Source organism: Bradyrhizobium sp. 40 (genome assembly GCF_023100925.1).
GTDB lineage: Bacteria > Pseudomonadota > Alphaproteobacteria > Rhizobiales > Xanthobacteraceae > Bradyrhizobium.
Genome location: NZ_CP064688.1, coordinates 2,391,055 through 2,414,372 on the forward strand (window position 1 = coordinate 2,391,055; position 23,318 = coordinate 2,414,372).

17 protein-coding genes and 2 pseudogenes are annotated in these 23,318 nt (G+C 62.4%); 14 read left to right on the top strand and 5 right to left on the bottom strand.

Annotation, left to right across the window (positions count from 1 at the left end):
* Nucleotides 1-216 precede the first annotated feature (216 nt).
* From IVB40_RS11450 to IVB40_RS11470, 5 genes are all read left to right on the top strand, one after another.
* On the top strand, nt 217-1,416 hold the full coding sequence (locus IVB40_RS11450; protein WP_247290336.1) for an aminotransferase class V-fold PLP-dependent enzyme: 1,200 nt from the start codon (nt 217-219) through the stop codon (nt 1,414-1,416).
* Between the two features lie 44 nt (nt 1,417-1,460).
* Complete coding sequence (locus IVB40_RS11455) at nt 1,461-2,258, top strand: enoyl-CoA hydratase/isomerase family protein (protein ID WP_247818903.1); 798 nt, start codon at nt 1,461-1,463, stop codon at nt 2,256-2,258.
* A 145-nt stretch (nt 2,259-2,403) separates the two neighbouring features.
* Entirely contained in the window at nt 2,404-3,378 is a 975-nt protein-coding gene (locus IVB40_RS11460; protein WP_247290334.1) for a tripartite tricarboxylate transporter substrate-binding protein, read from the top strand.
* Between the two features lie 177 nt (nt 3,379-3,555).
* Complete coding sequence (locus IVB40_RS11465; protein WP_247290331.1) at nt 3,556-4,098, top strand: tripartite tricarboxylate transporter TctB family protein; 543 nt, start codon at nt 3,556-3,558, stop codon at nt 4,096-4,098.
* Between the two features lie 12 nt (nt 4,099-4,110).
* Nucleotides 4,111-5,628 (top strand): tripartite tricarboxylate transporter permease, encoded by a 1,518-nt coding sequence (locus IVB40_RS11470; RefSeq protein ID WP_247290329.1) that lies wholly within the window; start codon nt 4,111-4,113, stop codon nt 5,626-5,628.
* Nucleotides 5,629-5,716: 88 nt separating this feature from the next.
* Here IVB40_RS11470 and IVB40_RS11475 read toward each other — a convergent pair whose 3' ends face one another.
* The gene (locus IVB40_RS11475; RefSeq protein ID WP_027566732.1) at nt 5,717-6,910 is read right to left on the bottom strand and encodes a CoA transferase; all 1,194 of its coding nucleotides are present in this window, start codon (nt 6,908-6,910) and stop codon (nt 5,717-5,719) included.
* Between the two features lie 134 nt (nt 6,911-7,044).
* Complete coding sequence (locus IVB40_RS11480) at nt 7,045-7,359, bottom strand: hypothetical protein (protein ID WP_247290327.1); 315 nt, start codon at nt 7,357-7,359, stop codon at nt 7,045-7,047.
* A gap of 199 nt (nt 7,360-7,558) precedes the next feature.
* On the opposite strand from IVB40_RS11480, the pseudogene IVB40_RS35885 reads away from it, so the two are divergent.
* From IVB40_RS35885 to IVB40_RS11490, 3 genes and pseudogenes are all read left to right on the top strand, one after another.
* Nucleotides 7,559-9,172, top strand: a pseudogene (locus tag IVB40_RS35885) (M10 family metallopeptidase C-terminal domain-containing protein); the annotation flags it as partial.
* Nucleotides 9,173-9,226: 54 nt separating this feature from the next.
* Nucleotides 9,227-10,819 (top strand): annotated as a pseudogene (locus IVB40_RS35890) (CARDB domain-containing protein); the annotation flags it as partial.
* Nucleotides 10,820-10,939: 120 nt separating this feature from the next.
* Complete coding sequence (locus tag IVB40_RS11490) at nt 10,940-12,463, top strand: hypothetical protein (RefSeq protein WP_247290321.1); 1,524 nt, start codon at nt 10,940-10,942, stop codon at nt 12,461-12,463.
* 42 nt (nt 12,464-12,505) lie between these two features.
* Here the strand turns inward: IVB40_RS11490 and IVB40_RS11495 are convergent, their stop codons facing one another.
* The 3 genes from IVB40_RS11495 to IVB40_RS11505 form a co-directional block, all read right to left on the bottom strand.
* The gene (locus tag IVB40_RS11495) at nt 12,506-13,723 is read right to left on the bottom strand and encodes a glycosyltransferase (protein WP_247290319.1); all 1,218 of its coding nucleotides are present in this window, start codon (nt 13,721-13,723) and stop codon (nt 12,506-12,508) included.
* Nucleotides 13,724-14,160: 437 nt separating this feature from the next.
* Nucleotides 14,161-15,339: a glycosyltransferase gene (locus IVB40_RS11500; RefSeq protein WP_247290318.1), complete on the bottom strand. Its 1,179-nt coding sequence runs from the start codon at nt 15,337-15,339 to the stop codon at nt 14,161-14,163.
* A gap of 4 nt (nt 15,340-15,343) precedes the next feature.
* Nucleotides 15,344-16,621 (bottom strand): hypothetical protein, encoded by a 1,278-nt coding sequence (locus IVB40_RS11505; RefSeq protein ID WP_247818905.1) that lies wholly within the window; start codon nt 16,619-16,621, stop codon nt 15,344-15,346.
* A gap of 227 nt (nt 16,622-16,848) precedes the next feature.
* Here IVB40_RS11505 and IVB40_RS11510 point away from each other — a divergent pair, with 227 nt between their 5' ends.
* The 6 genes from IVB40_RS11510 (at nt 16,849) to IVB40_RS11535 (ending at nt 23,299) form a co-directional block, all read left to right on the top strand.
* A complete protein-coding gene (locus IVB40_RS11510) occupies nt 16,849-17,910 on the top strand; it encodes a Gfo/Idh/MocA family oxidoreductase (protein ID WP_247290314.1) in 1,062 nt (353 codons plus the stop codon).
* 26 nt (nt 17,911-17,936) lie between these two features.
* Nucleotides 17,937-18,374, top strand: coding sequence for an acyltransferase (locus IVB40_RS11515; protein WP_247818906.1), 438 nt, complete (start codon nt 17,937-17,939; stop codon nt 18,372-18,374).
* A 3-nt stretch (nt 18,375-18,377) separates the two neighbouring features.
* Entirely contained in the window at nt 18,378-19,478 is a 1,101-nt protein-coding gene (locus IVB40_RS11520; protein WP_247290310.1) for a DegT/DnrJ/EryC1/StrS family aminotransferase, read from the top strand.
* A gap of 208 nt (nt 19,479-19,686) precedes the next feature.
* On the top strand, nt 19,687-20,685 hold the full coding sequence (locus IVB40_RS11525; protein ID WP_247290308.1) for an NAD-dependent 4,6-dehydratase LegB: 999 nt from the start codon (nt 19,687-19,689) through the stop codon (nt 20,683-20,685).
* Nucleotides 20,686-20,690: 5 nt separating this feature from the next.
* Nucleotides 20,691-21,911, top strand: a complete 1,221-nt coding sequence (locus IVB40_RS11530; RefSeq protein ID WP_247290306.1) for a LegC family aminotransferase — start codon at nt 20,691-20,693, stop codon at nt 21,909-21,911.
* Nucleotides 21,911-23,299, top strand: a complete 1,389-nt coding sequence (locus IVB40_RS11535) for a hypothetical protein (RefSeq protein WP_247818907.1) — start codon at nt 21,911-21,913, stop codon at nt 23,297-23,299. Before IVB40_RS11530 ends, IVB40_RS11535 begins: the two co-directional genes overlap by 1 nt.
* The last annotated feature ends 19 nt before the right edge of the window (nt 23,300-23,318 follow it).

Below are 23,318 nucleotides of genomic sequence, written 5' to 3' on the forward strand. Positions count from 1 at the left end.
TGTTCGCCGCCCCGTCTTGCCTCCGGTCACGGCCCTTGGCAAGGCGAGCCCTGCTTCTTGTGCATTGACGGACCCCGCCCGGCGAGGGACAAGCCCGGCGAATAGTGATATTCGAGCGGCTCGCGCAGCCCCTTGAGACCAAAAGGCTGGAAGTCAAGCTGGGCTCAAGGCCAAGACAGACGCAAAAGACAGATTCAAAGACCGGGAAGGACGCCGATGACCGTGCATACTGGAAGGCATTTTCTCCAGATTCCAGGACCGACCAACGTGCCCGACCGGGTGCTGCGGGCGATGGACATGCCGACGCTGGATCATCGCGGTCCGGAGTTCGCCGAGCTCGGTTTCGCCGTCCTCGCCGGCATGCAGCGGGTGTTCCGCACCAAGCAGCCCGTGATCATCTTCCCCTCGTCCGGCACCGGCGCCTGGGAAGCCGCGATGGTCAACGTGCTCGCGCCCGGTGACAAGGTCCTGATGTGCGAGACCGGCCAGTTCGCCGTGCTGTGGCGCGGCATCGCCGACAAGTTCAAGCTCGACGTCGATTTCATCCCGAGTGACTGGCGCCATGGCGCCGATCTCGCCGAGATCGAGAAGCGCCTTGCCGCCGACAAGCAGCACACCATCAAGGCGGTCTGCGTCGTCCACAACGAGACCTCGACCGGCTGCGTGACGCCGCCGCTGGAGGTGCGCAAGCTGCTCGACCGGGTCAAGCATCCCGCGCTGCTGATGGTCGACACCATCTCCGGCCTCGGCTCGATCGAGTACGAGCACGATGCCTGGGGCATCGACGTCTCGGTCGCCGGCTCGCAGAAGGGCCTGATGCTGCCACCGGGCCTCGGCTTCAACGCCGTCTCGGAGAAAGCGCTCGCGGTGGCCAAGGCCAACCCCGGCATGCGCTCCTATTGGGACTGGCAGGAGGTCATCTCCTTCAACAAGCTCGGCACCTTCCCCTATACGCCCGCCACCAATTTGCTCTACGGCCTGCGCGAGGCGATCAAGATGCTGGAAGAGGAGGGGCTCGAGAACGTCTGGACCCGCCACAAGCGCCATAGCGCGGCGACGCGCGCCGCGATCAAGGTCTGGGGCCTGGAGACGCAGTGCGCCGATCCTGCCGCGCATTCGCCGGCGCTGACAGGCGTGCGCGTGCCTGATGGCCATGACGCCGATGCCTTCCGCAAGGTGGTGCTGGAAAACTTCGACATGTCGCTCGGCACTGGCCTGAACAAGGTCAAGGGCAAGGTGTTCCGCATCGGCCATATCGGCCATTTCAACGACCTGATGCTGATGGGGACGCTCGCCGGCGTCGAGATGGGCCTCGATCTTGCAAAGATCCCGCACCGGAGCGGCGGCGTGTTGGCGGCCATGGACGTCCTGAAGGGACGCGACGCGGTGCCGATGACCAAAGCTCAGGTGGCCTGAAGGCCCAGGTTGCCTGAACTAACCTAGAGAAAAGAGAGCGCGCGATGAACGCACCGACGACCGCCAACGAAGACCTGCTCTACTCCGTCACGGACGGCATCGCGCGGATCACCTTCAACCGCCCGCAGGCGCGCAACGCATTGACCTTCGCCATGTACGAGCGCATGGCGGAGATCTGCCAGGAGATTAACGCCGACCGCTCGATCAAGGCGCTGATCCTGACCGGCACCGGCGACAAGGCGTTTGCCTCCGGCACCGACATTTCTCAATTCCGTGCGTTCAAAACCGCGCAGGATGCGCTCGACTATGAGGCCCGCATCGACCGCGTGCTCGGTACGCTCGAGCAGTGCCGCGTGCCCGTGATTGCGGCGATCGCGGGGGCATGCACCGGCGGCGGCGCCGGAATTGCGGCTTGCTGCGACCTGCGCATCGGGACTGAAACGACGCGCATCGGGTTTCCGATCGCGCGCACGCTCGGCAACTGCCTGTCGATGTCGAACATCAGCCGCGTCGTCTCGCTGGTCGGCCCCGCCCGCACCAAGGATCTGATCTTCAAGGCACGCCTCGTCGAAGCGCCGGAAGCACTGGCGCTCGGCCTTCTCAACGAGATCGTCCCTGATGTCGAGACGCTGCAGCGCCGCGCCGACGAGACCGCCAAGCTCGTGGCGAGCCACGCCCCGCTGACGCTTGAAGCGACCAAGGAGGCAGTCCGCCGCATCCGCCGCACGCTGTCGCGCGAAGAGGGCGAGGATCTGATCCTCAAAGCCTATATGAGCGAAGATTTCCGCGAGGGAATGGACGCCTTCCTCAACAAGCGCACGCCGAACTGGAAGGGCAAGTAGCGCAGCTAGGCTGGCTTCGTCCGAAAGTCATAGGTAGCGGCATCCTCGCCTGCTTGAACTCGCTCGCAATAGTCCGCACAATGTGTCGATAAATTCCTGGCAAACAAAGCCAATAATCCAGGGGACGAAACTCGTGCGAATTCTAATGCAAGCTGTTGGCGTCGCAGCAGCGCTATCGTTGAGCACGCCGGCCTTTGCGGGATGGGAGCCGACCAAACCGGTCGAGATCGTGGTCGCGGCGGGCGCGGGCGGCGCCTCCGACCAGATGGCGCGGATGATGCAGGCCGCCATCCAGAAGAACAATCTGATGAAGCAGCCGATCGTGGTCTCGCTAAAGGGCGGGGCTTCCGGCGCTGAAGCGCTGATGTACATGAAATCCAGCGAGGGCGACCCCAACAAGGTGCTGATCGCCTATTCGCTGATCTACATGCTGCCGCTGTCGGCAAAGATCCCGTTCAACTGGCGTGAGCTGACCCCGGTTTCGGTGATCGCGCTCGACCAGTTTGTGCTGTGGGACAACAGCGCGGGTCCCAAGACGGTGAAGGAGTTCGTGGCAGCCGCGAAGGCGGCGAGCGCGCCGTTCAAGATGGGCGGCACCGGCTCAAAGCGCGAGGATCACGTGTTGACCGTGTTTCTCGAGCAGAAGACCGGCGCGAAATTCTCCTATCTGCCCTACAAGTCCGGCGGCGAGGCCGCGACCCAGCTCGTCGGCAACCACACCGAATCCAACGTCAACAATCCATCCGAAAATCTCGAGGTCTGGCGCGCGGGCCAGGTGCGTCCGCTCTGCGTGTTCGACAAGGAACGAATCTCCTACACCAGCAAGGTGACGGACACGCAGTCCTGGGCCGACATCCCCACCTGCAAGGAGGAGGGCGTCGATGTGCAGTATCTGATGCTGCGCGCGACGTTCCTGCCCGGCAAGGTCACGGCGGAACAGCAGGCGTTCTACGTCGAGCTGTTCCACAAGGTGACGCAGACGTCCGAATACAAGGACTACATGGAAAAGCAGGCGCTGAAGCCGATCTTCCTCACCGGCAAGGACATGGTACAATTCCTCGAGGAGGACGATGCAGTCAACAAGTCGCTGATGACGGAAGCCGGATTCGTCGCGAAGTGATTGCTTCACCTCGCCCCGCTTGCGGGGAGAGGTCGGATTGCATCGAAGATGCAATCCGGGTGAGGGGGGACTCTTCGCGAGTCCAACTCTCACCGTCCCCGCCGTGACTTCCCCTCACCCTAACCCTCTCTCCGCAAGCGGGGAGAGTGGATCAGCCGCAGCGGTTGTTGTCAGCTCATGCCCCAAACCGATCTTGAAATCGTCGTCGACGATCCGACCGCGCCCGAAGACGACTCGCCTTCCGTCGTCTCCTCCGGCACGATCGAGATATTCGTCTGTCTGCTGTTGCTCGCGTTGGCCGCCACGCTCGGCTACGACAATTGGCGCACCGGCGCCTCCTGGGATTCGACCGGGCCGGAGCCCGGCTATTTTCCCTTCTATCTCTCCGTCGTGCTCGGTGGTGCCAGCCTCTACGGCCTGATCGTGGCGCTGGTCGCGCACCGCGCGGCAGCTGAGACCTTCGTCACGCGCGCGCAAGCCCGCCGCGTGATGGCGGTGTTCGGGCCGACGCTGCTGTTCTGCGTGACGACGCAGTTTCTCGGCCTCTATGTCGCGAGTTTCCTCCTGATCGCCAGCTTCATGCGTCTGGTCGGCAAGATCGCGCTGTGGAAGTCGCTGCTCACCGCTGCTGTATTCACGGCGGTCATGTTCGTGACCTTCGACATCGCCTTCGACGTCATCATGCCGAAAGGGCCGCTCGAAGCGGCCTTCGGCCACTAAGGCGGGCCCGCGATGGAAGCTTTCGGTCTCTTGCTTCACGGCTTTGCGGTCCTGCTGACGTGGAAGACGCTCGCGCTGATGATGGTCGGGCTGGTGCTCGGCATCTTCGTCGGCGTCTTGCCCGGGCTCGGCGGACCCAACGGCGTCGCGATCCTGCTGCCGCTCACCTTCACGATGGATCCGACCTCGGCGATCGTGATGCTGTCCTGCATCTATTGGGGCGCGCTGTTCGGCGGCGCGATCACCTCGATCCTGTTCAACATCCCGGGCGAGGCATGGTCGGTCGCGACCACTTTCGACGGCTATCCGATGGCGCAGCAGGGCAGGGCGGCGGAAGCGCTGACGGCGGCGTTCACGTCCTCCTTCATCGGCTCGCTGGTCGCGGTGCTCCTGATCACCTTCCTCGCCCCGATGATCTCGTCCTTTGCGCTGAAGTTCGGTCCTCCCGAGTTCTTCGCGGTGTATCTCCTGACCTTCTGCTCCTTCGTCGGTCTCGGGCGCGAGGCCAAGCACAAGACTGTCATCTCGATGTCGCTGGGGCTGTTGCTCGCCGGCATCGGCATGGACACGGTGTCTGGCAATCTGCGCATGACCTTCGGCTCGTCCGAGCTGCTCCGTGGCATCAACTTCCTCGTCGCCGTCATCGGCCTGTTCGGCATCAGCGAGATCCTGTTGACGATGGAGGAGCGCCTTGCGCTGCGCGGACACGCGGCGAGCATTTCGCTGCGCGTCGTGCTGAGTGTGTGGAAAGGCCTGCCGAAATACTGGGTGACGCTGCTGCGCTCCTCCTTCATCGGCTGCTGGCTCGGCATTACCCCGGGCGGCGCGATCGCGGCCTCTTTCATGGGCTACAATCTCGCCAAGCGTTTCTCCAAGGATCCCGAGAGCTTCGGCAAGGGCCGCATCGAGGGCGTGTTCGCGCCCGAGACGGCGGCGCATGCCTCCGGCACCGCGGCGCTGCTGCCGATGCTGGCGCTCGGCATTCCCGGCTCCGGCACCGCCGCGATCCTGCTCGGCGGGTTGATGGTGTGGGGGCTCAATCCGGGACCGCTGCTGTTCGTCGAGCACAAGGACTTCGTCTGGGGCCTGATCGCCTCGATGTATCTCGGCAATGTCGTTGGCCTCGTGCTGGTGCTGACGACGGTGCCGATCTTCGCCTCGATCCTGCGCGTGCCGTTCGCCGCGGTGGCGCCGATGATCGTGGTGTCATGCGCGATCGGCGCCTATGCGATCCAGAACGCGATGTTCGATATCTGGCTGATGCTCGGCTTCGGCGTCGTCGGCTACGTCTTCAAGAAGATCGGCATTCCGCTCGCGCCGTTCACGCTGGCGCTCGTGCTCGGCAACCGCGCTGAGGATGCCTTCCGTCTGTCGATGATCGGTGCCGGCGGCGACCTCAAGGTGTTCTGGTCGAACGGCCTGGTCGGCTCAATCACGACCTTGGCGATCGTGCTGCTGTTTTGGCCTGTGATCGACGCCTTGCGGGGCTGCATGGGCTCGGCGCGGCGGGCGAAGCAGACGCCGAACTAGGCGGGCGAATCTATCGCCCCAGGTTCCCAGCGAAGGTATTATCATGCTGACAGGCCGCAGCGTGAGTGTTGCTGGTTGTTGAGTGGACTCACACCACTTTGGCGTCCCTGAGCTTGGCAATCTCGTCCGTGCCGAAGCCGAACTCCGTCAGCACTTCGTCGGTCTGCTCGCCGAATTCCGGCGGCCGCGCCACCATCCTGCTCGGCGTGCGCGACAGCGTCACCGGCTGGCCGACCAGGCGGATCTCGCGACCCTCTTCATTCGGCACCTCCTGCGCGATGCCGAGATGCCTGACCTGCTCGTCTTCGAACATCTGGTCGATAGCGTAGATCGGCCCGCAGGGCACGCCGGCCTCGTTGAGTTCACGGACCCACGTCTCGGTGGACTTCGTCAAGGTACGCTTCTCGATCTCGGCATTGAGCGCGTCGCGGTTCTTGGAGCGGGCGGGCGCGGTCAGATAGTCGGGATGGCTGTAGAGTTCCGGAGCGCCGATCGCCTGCGCGCAGCGCTCCCAGATCCGGCCGCCCGTGGTGGCGATGTTGATGTAGCCGTCCGAGGTCTTGAACACGCCGGTCGGAATGCTGGTCGGGTGGTTGTTGCCGGCCTGCTTGGCCACTTCCTTTTCCATCAGCCAGCGTGCGGCCTGGAAGTCGAGCATGAAGATCTGGGCCTGCAGCAGCGAGGTCTGCACCCACTGGCCCTTACCCGAAACCTCGCGCTCCAGCAGTGCGGTGAGGATGCCCATGGCACAGAACAGACCGGCGGTGAGGTCGGCGACCGGAATGCCGACCCGCATCGGGCCTTCGCCCGGCGCGCCGGTGATCGACATCAGTCCGCCCATGCCTTGCGCGATCTGATCGAAGCCCGGCCGCTTGTGGTAGGGCCCGTCCTGGCCGAAGCCGGAGATGCTGCCGTAGACGAGGCGGGGGTTGATCCTGGCGAGGCCCTCATAGTCGATGCCGAGCTTCTTCTTCACGTCGGGCCGGAAATTCTCCACCACAACGTCGGCCTTGGCAGCGAGGCGCTTGAACACGGCGAGCCCGCGCTCGTCCTTCAGGTTCAGCGTCATCGCCCGCTTGTTGCGATGCAAGTTCTGGAAGTCGGAGCCCCGCCGCGGCCCGCCCGGCTGTTCGCCGCCGGCATCCTCGGTGAGCGCGTCGATCTTGATCACGTTCGCGCCCCAATCCGCGAGCTGCCGCACGCAGGTGGGCCCGGACCGGACGCGGGTCAGATCGAGCACGGTGAAGCGTGACAGGGCTTCCGAGGCATGCGGAAAGGGCATCTTGATGGGCTCCGGGACAGATTGCGGGCCTACCATAGTGCCGAAAGACCATGCAGCAAGACGTCACGCGGCAGGTCAGGGCCGCGCGGATGCCACCTGTCGAAATGCAATGCCTGAGGGGCGCCCGCGAAGGATCAGCGCGCCAGCCGCTTCAGCTCAGTGCGCGCCTGCGCGGCCAGCGGGTCATCGCCGTGGCGCGCAATGAACAGCTCGAACGCCGCCCGCGTTCCCGTGCGACGGGCGGATTCGTACTCCTCCGCGACCGCAGCCGAGGGGTCGCGGGCCATTGGAACGGAGGGCGCGCGCCCCGCTGTGCCGCCTTGTTTGCCGCTCTCATCCGCGTTGGCTTTTCCGACCATGTCAGGCAGTCCTCCGAAGGGCAGTTGGCCCGGCCCTGCGAGCGCCACCAGGGCGCCGAACAGACCGGCCGAGAGGGAACGTGGTTTCATGATTTCACTCGCAACACGGCAGCTAGCCGGAACCGACGTCCTTGCCCTGGCCCGTATGAATACGGGATTTGATGGCTAACACGGCCTTACGGAAGGAGTCTGGACCGGTTCGCCAAAATTAAACCAAACGTTCAACTCTCAAGCTAGAATCACCTGTCGCGCCCCGAATCGAACGGGGTTTGCTGCTTCGGAGATTCCCTTGGCTACCGCCGTCAACGTCAGTGCCACCAACAACGCCGAGATCGACGGCCTGCTGTCGGGCTACAAATGGACCGGCACGATTACCTACAGCTTTCCGGACGCTGCAAGCGACTACGCCAGTCCCTACAGCGGCGGCAGCAGTGAGCCGACGACCTCGGGTTTTGCCTCGGCGCCGAGTCAGATGCAGGCGGCGATCAATTACGCGATCGGACTGATCCTCGGCTACACCAACGCCAACATCCAGTACGCCGGGACGAACGGCGCCGACATCATGGTCGCGCAGTCGCCGGCCGCCAGTCCGACCTCCTATGCCTATTACCCCGGCAACTATGCGTCCGGCGGCGACATCTGGTTCGGAACCGCCTACAACTATTCGCTGGCTGCGCTCGGCAATTATTATTTTGCGACTGCGTTGCACGAACTCGGGCACGCCCTTGGCTTGAAGCACAGTCAGGAGGCAGGCGGCCCCGCCAATGTCGCGGTGCCGAGCGCGCACGACGACAGCGAATACACCGTCATGAGCTATCGCAGCTATGTCGGTGCTTCGACCACGAGCGGCTACACCAACGAGGCCTATGGATATTCGCAGACCTATATGGCCAACGATATCCTCGCGCTGCAGACGATGTACGGCGCGGACTACACGACCCAGAGCGGGACCACCGTCTATTCATGGAGCTCCACCACCGGGCAGGAGTTCATCAACGGCGCTGGCCAGCCGGCCGACAATGGCGGTGCCGGTGGCTCGGCCAATCGCATCTACGAGACGATCTGGGATGGTGGCGGCGTCGATACCTACGACCTGTCGAACTACACGACGAACCTGACCATCAATCTCAATCCCGGCGCCTCGTCGGTGTTTTCCACCACGCAGCTGGCGTATCTCGGCAACGGCCATTACGCGTCCGGTAACGTCTACAACGCCTATCTCTACAACGGCGATACGCGCTCGCTGATTGACAACGCCACCGGCGGTTCCGGCAATGACATCATCATCGGCAACGCCATCGCCAATGTGCTGAAGGGCGGCGCGCGCAACGATACCATCACTGGCGGTGGCGGCAACGACACTATCGACGGCGGTCCCGGCACGGACACTGTCGTCTATTCAGGCAACAGGGCGGATTACCTCGTCACCTACAATGTGAGTTCAGCGACGTGGACCATCGCCGATCAGCGTAGCGGCTCCCCCGATGGCACCGACACCGTCACGGCGGTAGAGAATTTCAAATTTGCCGATGGCATTATCGACAGCACTGTTGTTGTACAGCCCCCTCTGCCAGATTTGACCGCGTCGTACGACAGCGTGAGCAGCACGACGATAGCGGCGGGCGGAAGCACTAACATCGACTTCTGGGTGGTGAATTTTGGCAAGGCGGCCGCCGCCGCGTCGATCTCGGGCCTCTATCTATCGACCGACGCAACGATCACGACTGGAGATACACTACTGACGACTGTGGCCTCGCCAGGGCTGTCGGCGAACGGGGCGACGGGCTATTTCGATCACCAGACGATCTCGCTGGAGCTGCCAGCCAATCTGGCGCCCGGCACCTATTACATCGGCGGAATCGCGGACTACAATAATGCAATTTCGGAAAGCAATGAGGCCAACAACAATCACAATGTTACGCAGATCACGGTGACTGCGCCGGCAAAGCCCGATTTGACCGCGTCGTTCGACAGCGTGAGCAGCACGACGATAGCGGCGGGCGGAAGCACTAACATCGACTTCTGGGTGGTGAATTTTGGCAAGGCTGCCGCCGCCGCGTCGATCTCGGGCCTCTATCTATCGACCGACGCAACGATCACGACTGGAGATATGCTACTGACGACCGTAGCCTCGCCAGGGCTGTCGGCGAACGGGGCGACGGGCTATTTCGACCATCAGGCGATCTCATTGGGGCTGCCCGCCAATCTGGCGCCCGGCACCTATTACATCGGCGGAATCTCGGACTACAATAATGCGATTTCGGAGAGCAATGAGGCCAACAACAATCACAATGTTACGCAGATCACGGTAACAGCGCCGGCAAAGCCCGATTTGACCGCGTCGTTCGACAGCGTGAGCAGCACGACGATAGCGGCGGGCGGAAGCACTAACATCGACTTCTGGGTGGTGAATTTTGGCAAGGCTGCCGCCGCCGCGTCGATCTCGGGCCTCTATCTATCGACCGACGCAACGATCACGACTGGAGATATGCTACTGACGACCGTAGCCTCGCCAGGGCTGTCGGCGAACGGGGCGACGGGCTATTTCGACCATCAGGCGATCTCATTGGGGCTGCCCGCCAATCTGGCGCCCGGCACCTATTACATCGGCGGAATCTCGGACTACAATAATGCGATTTCGGAGAGCAATGAGGCCAACAACAATCACAATGTTACGCAGATCACGGTAACAGCGCCGGCAAAGCCCGATTTGACCGCGTCGTTCGACAGCGTGAGCAGCACGACGATAGCGGCGGGCGGAAGCACTAACATCGACTTCTGGGTGGTGAATTTTGGCAAGGCTGCCGCCGCCGCGTCGATCTCGGGCCTCTATCTATCGACCGACGCAACAATCACGACTGGAGATACGCTACTGACGACTGTGGCCTCGCCAGGGCTGTCGGCGAACGGGGCGACGGGCTATTTCGATCACCAGACGATCTCGCTGGGGCTGCCAGCCAATCTGGCGCCCGGCACCTATTACATCGGCGGAATCGCGGACTACAATAATGCAATTTCGGAAAGCAATGAGGCCAACAACAATCACAATGTTACGCAGATCACGGTGACTGCGCCGGCAAAGCCCGATTTGACCGCGTCGTTCGACAGCGTGAGCAACACTACGATAGCGGCGGGTGAGAGCACCAACGTTGACTTTTGGGTGGTGAATTTTGGTAAGGCTGCCGCCGCCGCGTCGATCTCGGGCCTCTATCTATCGACCGACGCCACGATCACGACCGGAGACACGCTGCTGACGACGGTGGCCTCGCCAGGGCTGTCGGCGAACGGGGCGCCGGGCTATTTCGATCACCAGACGATCTCGCTGGCGCTTCCCGCCAATCTGGCGCCCGGCACCTATTACATCGGCGGAATCTCGGACTACAATAATGCGATTTCGGAGAGCAACGAGGCCAACAACAATCACAATGTTACGCAAATTTCTGTTATTGCCGCATCGTCTCAGGTGCAGGACACGACTGGCGGCAGGGGGGACAACCCCGACTCCGGTTTTCATTTTGTCGACCCGACAGGACACTTCATTATAGTCTGACCTCTTCGGGGGCCGATGACGGGTGATGGTCGCGGTTTGTTGCCCCGACTCAACTGCGATGACCAACGGGTGGCCGAGCTATGTCTCTGATCTATCGTTGATATGCAGCCTGAGAGCCGAATGAACGTCCCCGGCCGCCTTCGCCGCCTCATTCGTGGCTGGTCTGCGAATGTCGTCCAGATGCTGCTTGCCCTGACCCAGCAGCTCGTTCTGATTCCGGCGTTTTTGCATTTCTGGAGCAGTGACACACTTGCGGCCTGGCTCGCGCTGTATGCGGCCGGAAGCCTCGTTGTCGTCGCCGATGCCGGCCTGCAGCTTCGTGCCATCAACCGCTTTCTCGCGTTCAAGGCCTGCGTCGATTCCGATGGACGCACGGCAACTTTCTACGCGCGCATGATGCGGCTCTATCTGGTGATCGTCCTGGGACTCAGTGCCCTGCTGATTGCGGGAACCGAGCTGTTCCCGCCGGCGGCAGTCCTCGGGTTTCACGAAACGCCGAGCTTCAATGTCGCGATGATCGTCATCACTGTCGGCACGCTGCTCGCTCTGCCGGCCAATCTCGTCTCGGGGCTCTATCGCGTGCGCGGCAAATACAGTCGCGCGGTGTGGTCGCAGAATGTCGCGCTGCTAGTTGGACAGATCGGACAGTTCATCGCGGTTGCATGGCTCGGGAGCCTGCTTGCGGTCGCGATCACTTTCGTCGCGACGCAGATTCTGTTCGCGTTGTTCTTGACCGTCTACGACGCCCCGCGCCAGTTGCCATTCCTGCGGCGGGGACGCGCGATCGCCTCACGGTCCTGGCTATGGAACGCCGGGCAATTCCGTCTTGCGCTGCCATTCGCCGTGGCCAATCTGACGGAGATCGCGCTCGCCAATGCGCCGATGCTGCTGGTCAGCGCGATGGTTGCCGATCGCGTGGCGGTCGCGCAATGGGGCTTGATCCGCGTGATCTCGAGCTTCCTGCGCGGCATCAGCATCCAGATGACATTGCCCATCGGCGCTGAGCTCGGCCACGATTTTGCGATCGGCGACTTGGTACGGCTGCGCGGCCTCTACGCTTACGGATCGCTGTTCATCACCGCGATGGCCAGCTTGATCGTCGGCGGGTTGCTGCCGTTCTGGCCGGATTTCTTCACATTGTGGACGCATGGCAGTATTCCGAACGACGCCGCGCTCACCGTCACGCTGCTGATAGGTTCGGCTGTCGTTGCGCCTTCCCTGATGGCCCTTAGTTTCGCCAATCACAGCAATCGTGGTAATCTCCTGGTGCGGACCAAGGGAGTACAGCTGGGAGTTTTCCTGGTGTTGTCTGCCGTGCTGATTCCCCGGCTCGGTCCGCTCGGTGCCGCAATCGCGATCGTTGCGAGCGACCTGCTTACCCAGTTCGGAATCCTGACGCTCGTGATCGTCTGCCAGACGCTAAGCCATCCGGTCCGCCACGTTGTGGTCCTGATCTCAACCATGGCGACGATCGTGCTCGGCGGATGGGGTCTTGGCGCAGCAATCCGGGATGTCGTGCCGGGGGCGGGGCTGCTGCCTTTCATCGCGGAGTGTGCGATCTGGCTGGTCGTCGTTGCCATCGCGGCCAGTCCGCTTCTGATGGAGCGGGTGCGTGCGCGGGTGCTGGCGGCGGTGCCGAACTGATTTAGCACATCCGGCCAATCGTCTTTCCTGCTCCTGTGGAAGTCAGTAGATCTGGGGATAGCGGCGGTATCGAAGCCGCATCAGCTCCCGGGCGAGCTGGCGATGACCCTCGTCAATCCGCTCGGCGAAAAAACCGAGCCGCTCCTTGCCGGCCGCGGCGAGCCGGCTGCGCTCCTCCGCCGAGCCGACCTTGACGATGGCCTTGGCCAGCGATGCGGGATCGTCGTAGTCGAACAGGATTGCGGCATCGCCGGCTTGCGCCTTCAATGCTTCCGGATAGATTACGGGCGTTCCGACCGCCCAAGCTTCCAAGGGCGGGAGGTTGGTCGGGCCAAAATAGGTAGCCATCACCATCGCATTTGCAGCCCGATAGAGAGCGGCAAGCTCGGTGGAGGGGACGAAGCCAAGGATACGGACGGAATCTTCAAGCTTATGTTCGGTGACAAGTGCCTCGAAAGTGGATCGTGCACCAGGATCTGAGCCGCACAGCACCAGCCTATGCTTGTGCCCTTGATCTCTCAGCAGGCGCATGGCGAGCAGGATGGTCGCATGGTTCTTATGCGACCAAAACTGTGCAGGGTAAAACAGATAGCCTGGCTCCAAGCCGTATCTGCTTAAAATCGCAGAATCCTGTTCCCGTGTTGCCTCGTCCGCGTTCGCTCGGGTGACGTAAGGTGATGGCGAAAGAGGAATGCAGACGGCGCGGTCCCGCGTCATCGCATAACGAAAACATAATTTATCGATGAGCTCGTCGGCGTTCGTGATGACAAGGGCGGCTTTAATGCAAGCGCTGCGCCAAACGATTTCACGTCGCTCGAACTGGGCGAATTCGCGCACCTCGTCGAACTCGGGGCTGTCGCGGAAGCAACCGTCGAAAACCGTGATGATGAACGGCAGCTTGTAGAGCACCAGATTCCAGTTGGACGTGGTGGTGAAGTAGACGATATCGACCTCAGCGTTCCGGAGCTTTTTCTCGAACGGCGCGCAGGCGCGCAGGCTGTATTGCAGCAGATCGAACGGTCCCAGATATTTGAGGAACAAGAACAGGCGGTCGAGCCAGTTGAGTTTCAGATACACGCTGGTGATGCCGAGCTCGGCAAGGATCGCAACGTTATCGCGCAGCGTCGTGAATACGGTGACCTCCAGGCCGACGGTCCTGGCCCAGTCGTGCATCCATATGATGTCGGTGAGCGACTGCTGGAAACCGCCGCCGACGTCGAGCGGAAGTTCGAGGAACACACCAATGTGGTAGCGTTTCATCGTTCAGCGTCCACTCGTGTTTGTGGCTTCGGCAGCAAGTGATAGCGGCTGGTCAATCGAAACCCGCTGGAGTCTGACGTCGTGTCGACTTTGAATGGACACCCGTAGTACGTTCGGTGTGATTCGTAGGCAGACCACCTTGTCAAACGATCCTCTTCGTCAATGAGTATGTGGTTCACGCGAATGCTCGAGCTGATTTTCGACGCTTTGGGGTTGTGCGATCCGGCGCGAATTGAAGCGTCCCGTACTTGATCCGCTGGATGCGCGCTTGTTGAGAATGATCTTAGGTAAGGTTGCTCGCCGAATCTGAAATGACCAACGTATGCCATCCAGGCCCTTAAATAAAAAAGGCGCCATTAAACTGACATGGCGTCTATCAAGCGCAGGCACTTTGGCTATTTTGATTCGTACCGTCAAGGGCGAAGGACTCGCGACTTTCAGCTCACAAAGCGAAGAATGTCCTCGATCCGCCGCCTGAATGTATGGGTCGAAACTGTCCGCGCCTGTCCTGCGGCAGCAATTGCGCAGCGCTCGTCTTCGTTCCCAAGGTAGCGATCGATCAGCGTGAGACAGTCGTCGGCCGTGTGCCAAGCCGCGACCTCGCTGCCTATATCGAACAGTGTGTGGAGATTGTCCTTGAAATCGGTCAGCAGGAACGTGCCGGCGCCGGTCGCCTCGAACAGCCGCGCGTTGCCGGCCTCGCGGCCAGCCTGATCGATGTGCGAATTGAGCGTCAGGCGCGAGGCCCGGAGCGCCTGGTACATCTCCACGCCCCAGACCTCGCCTTGATAGCAGCGGTGCAGCGGCGACGAGGCGGGCAGGTTCTGCAGGCCGCTGCCGTAGAGCTTCAGGTCGTATTTCCAAGCCACCGCTTCGAGCTGTGCGACCCGCTGCTGGTGATCCGCCGACACCGCGCCCACGAAGGAGATGTCGATGCTGCGCTCGGGCGCCGGCGGAAGACGGTCGAGGATATCTGGTTCGAAGGCCAGATGGACCACCTCGGACCTGACGCCAACGCTGCGGAAGGACTCAACGACCCGGAGAAGCTGCGAGATCATCAGATCATAGGCCGACCAATCCTCGCCGCGCGAGGGGACGATGCCGACCTGCCCGATCAGTATCGGCCGCCCGATGCCCTTGATCTGCCGCGCCAGGCGCGCATCGATGTGGAAGACGTCCTGGTTCAGGACGACGTCCGGCTTGAATCCCTCGATCTGCGCCAACAGGATCTCTTCCGCCTGCGCATCGAGCCGTGGGCTCAAGCCCACTTTTCGTGCCAGTGGCCTGAGGATCGGCTTGAATGGCGCGATCATGCGTTGAAGCGAGCCGGGGATCGCTCGCCGTTGAGCCTCGTTTCCCGGCTCCGGTGGCTGTTCGAAAGCAAGCCCGTGTTCGCGCGCCCAAGCTGCGCGCATCCAGGGATTGTTGATGTGAATGTCGGCGGCGACATGCCCAGCGGCCGCGAAGTTGCGTGAGTAGAAATCGGCAACGCCGAACAGGCTGGCATTGCGCGCCGCCATCTGCGTCGCGTAAGTCGCGCGGGCAAGATCGGGCGTGCGACGGTACAGCCAGGTCAGAAAGCGTGGGTAGTCGGCGTTGAGGATGAGGACGCGCATCGCGTTAATCCGCTCGTTCGGTTGTGTCTCGCGGCATCACATACCACAGGAGAAACAACACGACGGCTCCATGGGTCAGCATCACAGTCGTGAATGGCACGTTCAGCAGGGTCTGCGGCAACAGTGCCGAGGAAACCAGAACAATGCGCTGGGATGCGCCCGCGGACATGCCGTTGGCGATGGCGACGACGATGCCGCATACGAGTGCAGAGATCGGGGCAAGCAGCGGGCCGACCGACGCAACGCCTTCGGTGGCGAAGAGCGAGGCGTTCATGTAGCCACCGATGCCAAACCAATTGTAAATGACAACTGCCAGTGGCTCCCGATAGTGGCAAGGCATGATTGGCTTCAAATAGCTGATCTGACAGAAGTGCGTCTGTTCGTGGTTGAAAAAGAACGCGTTGTAATAGTCCATCGCAAGCGAGGGTATGGCCACCATGCGAAGGTTCACCAGCTGGAATACCGGCATCGCGGACCGCTCAGGCAATAGGCCGCTCTGGTAAAGGCTGAACAGAACCAACCCTGTCGCAGTCGGGAGCAGGAGGGACAGGATGACGGTGAGCCGCAAGCCGATGAACCGTGTCACCACGAACATGAGGACGAGCCATGCCGGGGCAAAGAAAGCCTGCTTGCTCAATGTGACCGGATAGAACAGCAGCAGCAGGATGACGACGGCGCCGGCCCGCCAGAGTTTTCCATGCACGGCGTAGCATGCGAATGCGAACGGCAAGAGGGCCGTCATTGTGATCCCAACCAGGTAGTTCACCAGTGCCGGTGCGGTCAAAGCTTCGCGATACGTGTAGATGTCTCCGAGCGAGACCAGCCTGAAGTTGTAATACGCCCCGATCGCGGCGACGGCGGCCCCGATCAGAACGATCCAGCCCAATAGCCGCTCTAAAGCCTGCGGGGACAATTCCAGCAATCGCGGCAAGGTTGGCTGGTGAAGTGCTGGCAACAGGAATGCCACGGCGGAGGCCGCCGCAGAGAGGCCGCTCAGGCGATGGTTGTAATCGAACTCGGTGAAGTTGTTGAGCCAGAGATAGCCGGCAATCATGACGAAGAGGTAGTAGCCGGCAAAATAGCCGAAGCTGAACCGGGCGCGGACGAACAAGATGGTCAGGACGGCGAACGCTGCGACCGTAGCAATCGCGGTGGGTAGCCTCTCGTTGTCGAAGATAATGCTGTAGACCGGGTAGATGCGCGCCACGCAGATCAGCGAGATGCTGCCCAGGACCAGGTGGCACAGGATGAGCAGCGCTACGCCGCGATCGTTGCCGCGCAAACGAAATCCGTCCGCGGCCCTGTGATCCGTGAAGTTCGTGGGAGGCACCATGTGGCGGATCGGATATCCCATTTGAGGAACGCAGGCAATGTCCAAGGCACGCCCGAATGGGGATATTGAACTGTCTAAAGCCTTGATTTATTCGGGCTTTTGTTAATATAGGTCAGCCTGACCGGTGCGCTCAGACCCTTTCGTCACGAGCCATCAACGGGAAAGATCGAGGTCTTATGGTTAGGTTCGGCCTGCTCGGATGCGGGCGTATCGCCAAGCGCCACTCCGAGATCCTCGGCGGCGGCATCATTGAAGGCGCTCGCCTTGTCGCGGTGTGCGATTCCGATCGCGCACGGGCGGATGCGATCGCCGCGAAGTTCAAGGTCGCCGCGTATGCCGCTCTCAACGAGATGCTCGCACGCGACGACATTGACGCTGTCGCGGTGCTCACGCCGAGCGGGATGCATCCGCAGCATGCGATCGCCTGCGCGCGCGCGGGCAAGCATGTGGTGGTCGAAAAGCCGATGGCGCTGCGGCTGCAAGACGCCGACGACATGATCCGCGCCTGCGATGAAGCCGGCGTCAAGCTCTTCGTCGTCAAGCAGAACCGCTTCAACGTGCCGATTGTCAAGGCGCGCGAGGCGCTCGATGCCGGCCGCTTTGGAAAGCTCGTGCTCGGCACGGTTCGCGTGCGCTGGTGCCGGGACCAGGCCTATTACAATCAAGACGCTTGGCGAGGGACCTGGGCGCAGGACGGCGGCGTGCTGACCAACCAGGCCAGCCATCACATTGACATGCTGGAGTGGTTCTTCGGCGACGTGGTCAGCGTTCATGCGCGCAGCGCGACCGCGCTGGTGAAGATCGAGACCGAGGACACGGCGGTTGCTACGCTGAAGTTCCGCAATGGGGCACTGGGAATCATCGAGGCCACGACCGCGGTGCGTCCGGCTGATCTCGAGGGGTCGCTCTCGATCCTGGGTGAGAAGGGAACGGTCGAGGTCGGCGGCTTCGCCATGAACCACATCCGCCACTGGCGTTTCGTCAACGAGTTGCAGTCTGACAAGGAGGTGATCGAAAAGTTTTCGGTCAACCCGCCGAACGTCTATGGCTTCGGCCACCAGGCCTATTATCAGCAGGTCGTCGAGTGTCTCGCTGACCGCGGCGCAGCTCTGGTCGACGGGCTGCAGGGCCGCAAGAGCCTGGAACTGATCTCGGCGCTCTACGAATCGATCGAGACGGGGCAGGAGGTGCCGCTTCACTTCGTGCCTCGCCGCAGTCGGCTGGGTGTTGCTTCGTGAGTGGCCCCGAGCGCCATCAGGTCGGAATGCGAGACGTCAGCTTCGGTATCGGCGTCAAGATCGTCGAGCCCTGCAATCTCTACGGTTGCACGATCGGCGATGACTGCTTCATCGGCCCCTTCACCGAGATCCAGAAGGATGTCGTCGTCGGCGCCCGCACGCGCGTGCAATCGCACAGTTTCGTCTGCGAGCTCGTCAGCATCGGTGAGGACTGCTTCATCGGCCACGGCGTGATGTTCATCAACGACACCTTCGCGGGCGGTGGTCCGGCGCGCGGTCGCAAGGAGCTGTGGCGTGAGACCCGGATCGGCAACAGGGTGTCGATCGGCTCGAATGCCACGATCATGCCGGTCACGATCGTGGACGACGTCGTGATCGGCGCGGGCTCGGTGGTGACCAGGGACATCACCGCGGCCGGAACCTATGCCGGCAATCCGGCGCGCCTATTGACCTTGCGGAAGTGACTGATGGCCGTACCCTTCGCTGATCTCCAGCTCCAGTACCAGAACATCAAGGGCGAGATCGACGCTGCGATTGCGGTTGTCATCCGCGACAACGCCTTTATCCGCGGCCCATTTGTCGATGCGTTCGAGCGCGACTTTGCCAAGGCCGCATCCGTCAAGCACTGCGTCTCCTGTGCCAACGGGACGGATGCGCTTTATCTGGCGATGGCCGCGCTCAAGGTGAAGCCGGGCGATGAGGTGATCACGACGGCACATTCCTGGATATCGACCTCGGCAATGATCACTCACGCCGGCGCTGTCGTGAAGTTTTGCGATACCGATGGTGTGACGTTTACGATCGATCCCGCGGCGATCGAGGCTGCGATCACACCGCGCACCGTCGGCATCATTCCAGTGCACCTCTATGGTCAGCCTGCCGAGATGGACGCGATCATGGGAATCGCGAGCAACCATGGTTTGTGGGTGATCGAGGATTGTGCCCAGGCGCATCTGGCCCGCTACAAGGGGCAGATGGTGGGAACGTTCGGCGCGGCCGCAACCTACTCGTTTTATCCGGGCAAGAATCTTGGCGCGATGGGCGATGCCGGCGCCGTCGTCACCAATGACGCCGGGCTTGCCGAGCACATGACGCGGCTCGCGCGTCACGGCGGCCTGGTGAAGCATCAACATGAGATCGAGGGCGTCAACAGCCGGCTCGACGGAATGCAGGCCGCGATCCTGTCGGCAAAGCTTCCGCATCTGGCGGCCTGGACCGAGGCGCGGCAGCGTGCGGCCGCGGTCTATGATTCCGGCCTCAACCGGATCGAGGGGGTGAGCGTACCGCAGGTCGCGCCTGGTCGCCACCACGTCTATCACCTTTATACCATCCGGCATCCGCGACGAGATGCGCTGGCGGCTCACCTCAACGCTAACGGCGTGCAGACCGCAATCAACTATCCGACCGCGCTGCCGCTGCTTCAGGCCTACGCGCGATTCGGTCACACGGCGGCGGAATTTCCACATGCATACCGGGACCAGACCAGCATCCTGTCGCTGCCGATTTTTGCCGAAATCACGCCCGCGCAGCAGGAGAGCGTGATCCGGCTCGTGCGCGAATTTGCATAGCCCCGGTGGCGCGCCTGTCGCGCAAGAGATTTGTTGATCTTTCTCAAAGACTTGTGCAACAGGGACGGTTGTATTTCGTGCCGGGGTCCCGAGCCCATTGCGGGCCTGCAGTGCATTCAAAACTGGCCTCCAGCGGCGGGAATGATTAGAAGCTGCCGTATCAGGTGGGCAGGCAGGTTGGGTGGCCTGCCAGAGGGGAACCGGAACTTTGCGAAAAGTACTTTTGACGGGTGCGGGTGGGTTCATCGGATCGCACCTCGCCGAAGAGCTGGTCCGACGCAATGTCGCAGTGCGCACGTTCGTGCACTACAACAGCGCGGGTTCGTACGGATGGCTCGATTCCTCGTCGCCCGAGATCCGCAAGGAGTTTGACGTCTTCGCGGGCAATGTTTGCGACCCCAACGGCGTGCGAACAGCGATGAAGGGATGCGATGCGGTGCTGCATCTCGCCGCGCTGATTGCCATTCCCTATTCGTATCACTCGCCCGACACGTATGTGGAGGCCAACATCCGCGGCACCCTCAACGTTCTGCAGGCAGCGCGCGATCTCGGCGTCGAAAAGGTCATCCATACCTCGACCAGCGAGGTCTACGGCACCGCGCAATTCGTTCCGATCACCGAAGAGCATCCGCTGCAGGGCCAGTCGCCTTACTCCGCGACCAAGATCGGCGCCGACCAGCTTGCGTTGTCATTTGAGCGATCGTTCGGCACGCCGGTGATCGTGGTGCGGCCCTTCAACACGTATGGCCCGCGGCAATCGGCCCGCGCGGTGATCCCGACCATCATCACCCAGATCGCGGCAGGCGCGCGCAAGATCAAGCTCGGCAGCATTCATCCGACCCGCGACTTCAACTTCGTCGCGGACACCGTCGGCGGCTTCCTGGCGGCGCTTGATTCCAAGGCCGGCAAGGGCGAGGTCATCAATATCGGCAGCGCCTTCGAGATCTCGATTGGCGACACCGTGAACCTGATCGCCGAGCTGATGGGAGTCGAGATCGAGATCGAGCATGACGACGTTCGTGTGCGCCCCGAGCGCAGCGAGGTCGAGCGGCTATGGGCCTCCAACGCCAAGGCGCAGAAGCTGCTGGGCTGGTCGCCGCGTTTCGGCGGCGTCGACGGCCTTCGTAGGGGTCTTGAGCAGACCATCGCCTGGTTCACCAAGCAGGACAATCTCGCCCGCTATCGCGTCAATACCTACACGTTGTGAGCACCATGAGCATGTCCTCCGCGCAAGCGACCCCGAATCGTCCCGCCATGCTTGACGTCAAGCCGGTGCTTGACGCCGTCGATGCCGCGCTCGGCTCAGCCCAGCGTCCGGTCGAACTGCATGAGCCGCGGTTCGGGGGTCGCGAGCGCGAGCTGGTGCTCGACTGCATCGACACCAACTGGGTGTCGTCGGCCGGCAAATACGTCACACGTTTCGAGGAAATGGTGGCGGAGGCGACCGGCTCGCGCCACGCGGTTGCGATCGTCAACGGCACCGCGGCGCTGCATGCGGCGTTGGTGCTGGAGGGCGTCGAGCCTGACGACGAGGTGCTGCTGCCTTCGATCACCTTCGTCGCCACCGCCAACGCCATCAGCCATGCCGGCGCGGTGCCTCACTTCGTCGACTCGACCTGGGACACGCTGGGGCTCGACCCGCGTGCGCTCGAGGCCCATCTCGATGCAATCGCCGTGCAGCAGAACGGCGCCTGGGTGAACAGGCACACGGGGCGCCGGCTTCGCGCCGTCGTGCCCGTGCACATTTTCGGGCATCCCGTCGACATGGCTGCGCTCGGCGCGGTTGCGGCCCGCTACGGCCTCGTCATCGTCGAGGATGCGACCGAGTCGCTGGGCTCGCGCCTGAACGGCAAGGGCTGTGGCACGTTCGGCCATTCCGCGGTGCTGAGCTTCAATGGCAACAAGATCGTCACGACGGGCGGCGGCGGCATGATCGTGACCGACGACGAGGCGCATGCCCGCCACGCCCGGCATCTCACGTCGACGGCAAAGAAGGCCCACGCCTGGGCGTTCGAGCATGACGAGATCGCGTACAACTACCGCCTGCCCAACATCAATGCCGCGCTCGGCTGCGCGCAGATGGAGCGGCTGGGGGGAATGGTCGCGGCCAAGCGTGTCCTCGCTCAGCGCTATCTCGATGCCTTCCGTGATTTTCCCTCGGCGCGCATCTATCGCGAGCCGAAGGGGTCCGAGAGCAATTATTGGCTCAATACGCTGGTGCTCGACCGCGACTATGCCCCCGAGCGCGACCGCTTGCTTCAGGCCCTGCACGGCCACGGCATTCGTGCACGCCCGCTGTGGACGCCGATGCACCTGTTGCCGATGTACCGCGACTGTCCGCGCGCGGCGCTCCCCGTGGCCGAGGACATGAATACCCGCTGCATCAACTTGCCGAGCAGTCCGTTCCTGGCGGAAAGCGCGAACGAGCGCTGATGCCCCGGATCGTTTTCTTCACGATTCACAGCACGACGGCCTGGTGGAAGTACCTGGCCTCGCGCATGGAGTTTGCCGACGCCGTCGTGCTCAGCGATCTGCGCGACGACGGCGACCATTCGCTGGTCGACGACTTCTATCGCTTCGTCGACAGGGGCGATGCCGCTGCCGCGGCATTCGACCGGTTCGGCCAGGACGGATGTGCCGATATCATCCTGCGCTGTCGCGTGCTCAGGAGCCTCGATCGCGATGTCGCGCTCAGGATGATCGGCGGCATGACGCAGGCGATCGAGCAGGCTTTTGACAAGCTTGCCCCCGAGCTGGTCATGACATTCACCATCGACCGCTACGTCATGGACGTGATGGAGCGCATCGCGCGGCGGCGTGGCATCGACTTCCTGGAGATGACGACCTCGATCATCCCGGATCAGGTCATGCTGATGCGCCGGGGAAAGCCGGTCTGGTTGCGCGAGCCGTCCGCGGAGGACATCGCCGCGGCCGTCGGCCAGCTCTGCAGGGAGGATTTCGCGCCGGCCTATGTGCGTGACGCCAAGCGTTTTTCGCTCGCCAGGTTCTGGCGGATCTTCGGCTACTATGCACTGCGCGGGGCCTACTTCAACATCTGGCGGTTCATCAAGCGCGATCGCTACAATTGCCACTATCTCGACGCACTGAAGCGGCTGAAGCACAAGGTGCGTATGCGCGACGTCGCCGTGGTCGGGTTGCTCGATCACGGCTGGGACAAGCGGCTCGCCGGAGTCGAGCGCGAGCGCCGGGTATTCGTCGGGCTTCAGCTCTTCCCCGAAGCTTCGATGGACTACTGGCTCGAATCGCAGGGTATGCTCGCGCATGACGACGTGCTGGTGCGCTATTGCGAGGTGCTCGGCCGTGCAGGCTACCGCATCTTCGTCAAGGACCATCCGCTGCAATTCGGTTTTCGTCAGCGCGAGCTGTTGGAGCGCCTGGCGAAGCTGCCGGCCGTTGTGCTGGTGCCTTACGACGTGCCTGCGAATCTGCTGATCGGGAAGTGCGCGGTGTCGGTCACGTTCACCGGTACCATCGGCTTCCAGGCGGCGCTCGCCGGGTTGATTTCCGTCGCGACCGAGCCTTACTACGCAACCGAGCAGCACTTCCTGCATGTCCGCGACACAAGCGAGATCGACGGTCTCGCCGAGCGGCTTGCAAAATGGCAACCGCCTGACGATCTCGCCGCGACGCGTCGCGCAATCATGCGGCACCTGGCGTCGATCAGCGTCGAGGGCGACTATTTCGGCTGGCGCAAGTTCGATCCCGAGAACGAAGCCGTGCGGGCTTCAGTCGAGCCGCTGGCACGCTCGTTGAACGCGCACCTGCCGCAATTCATGAAGTCCTGCAAGGCCGTCGCTTGACGATCCCGCGGGGAACGCA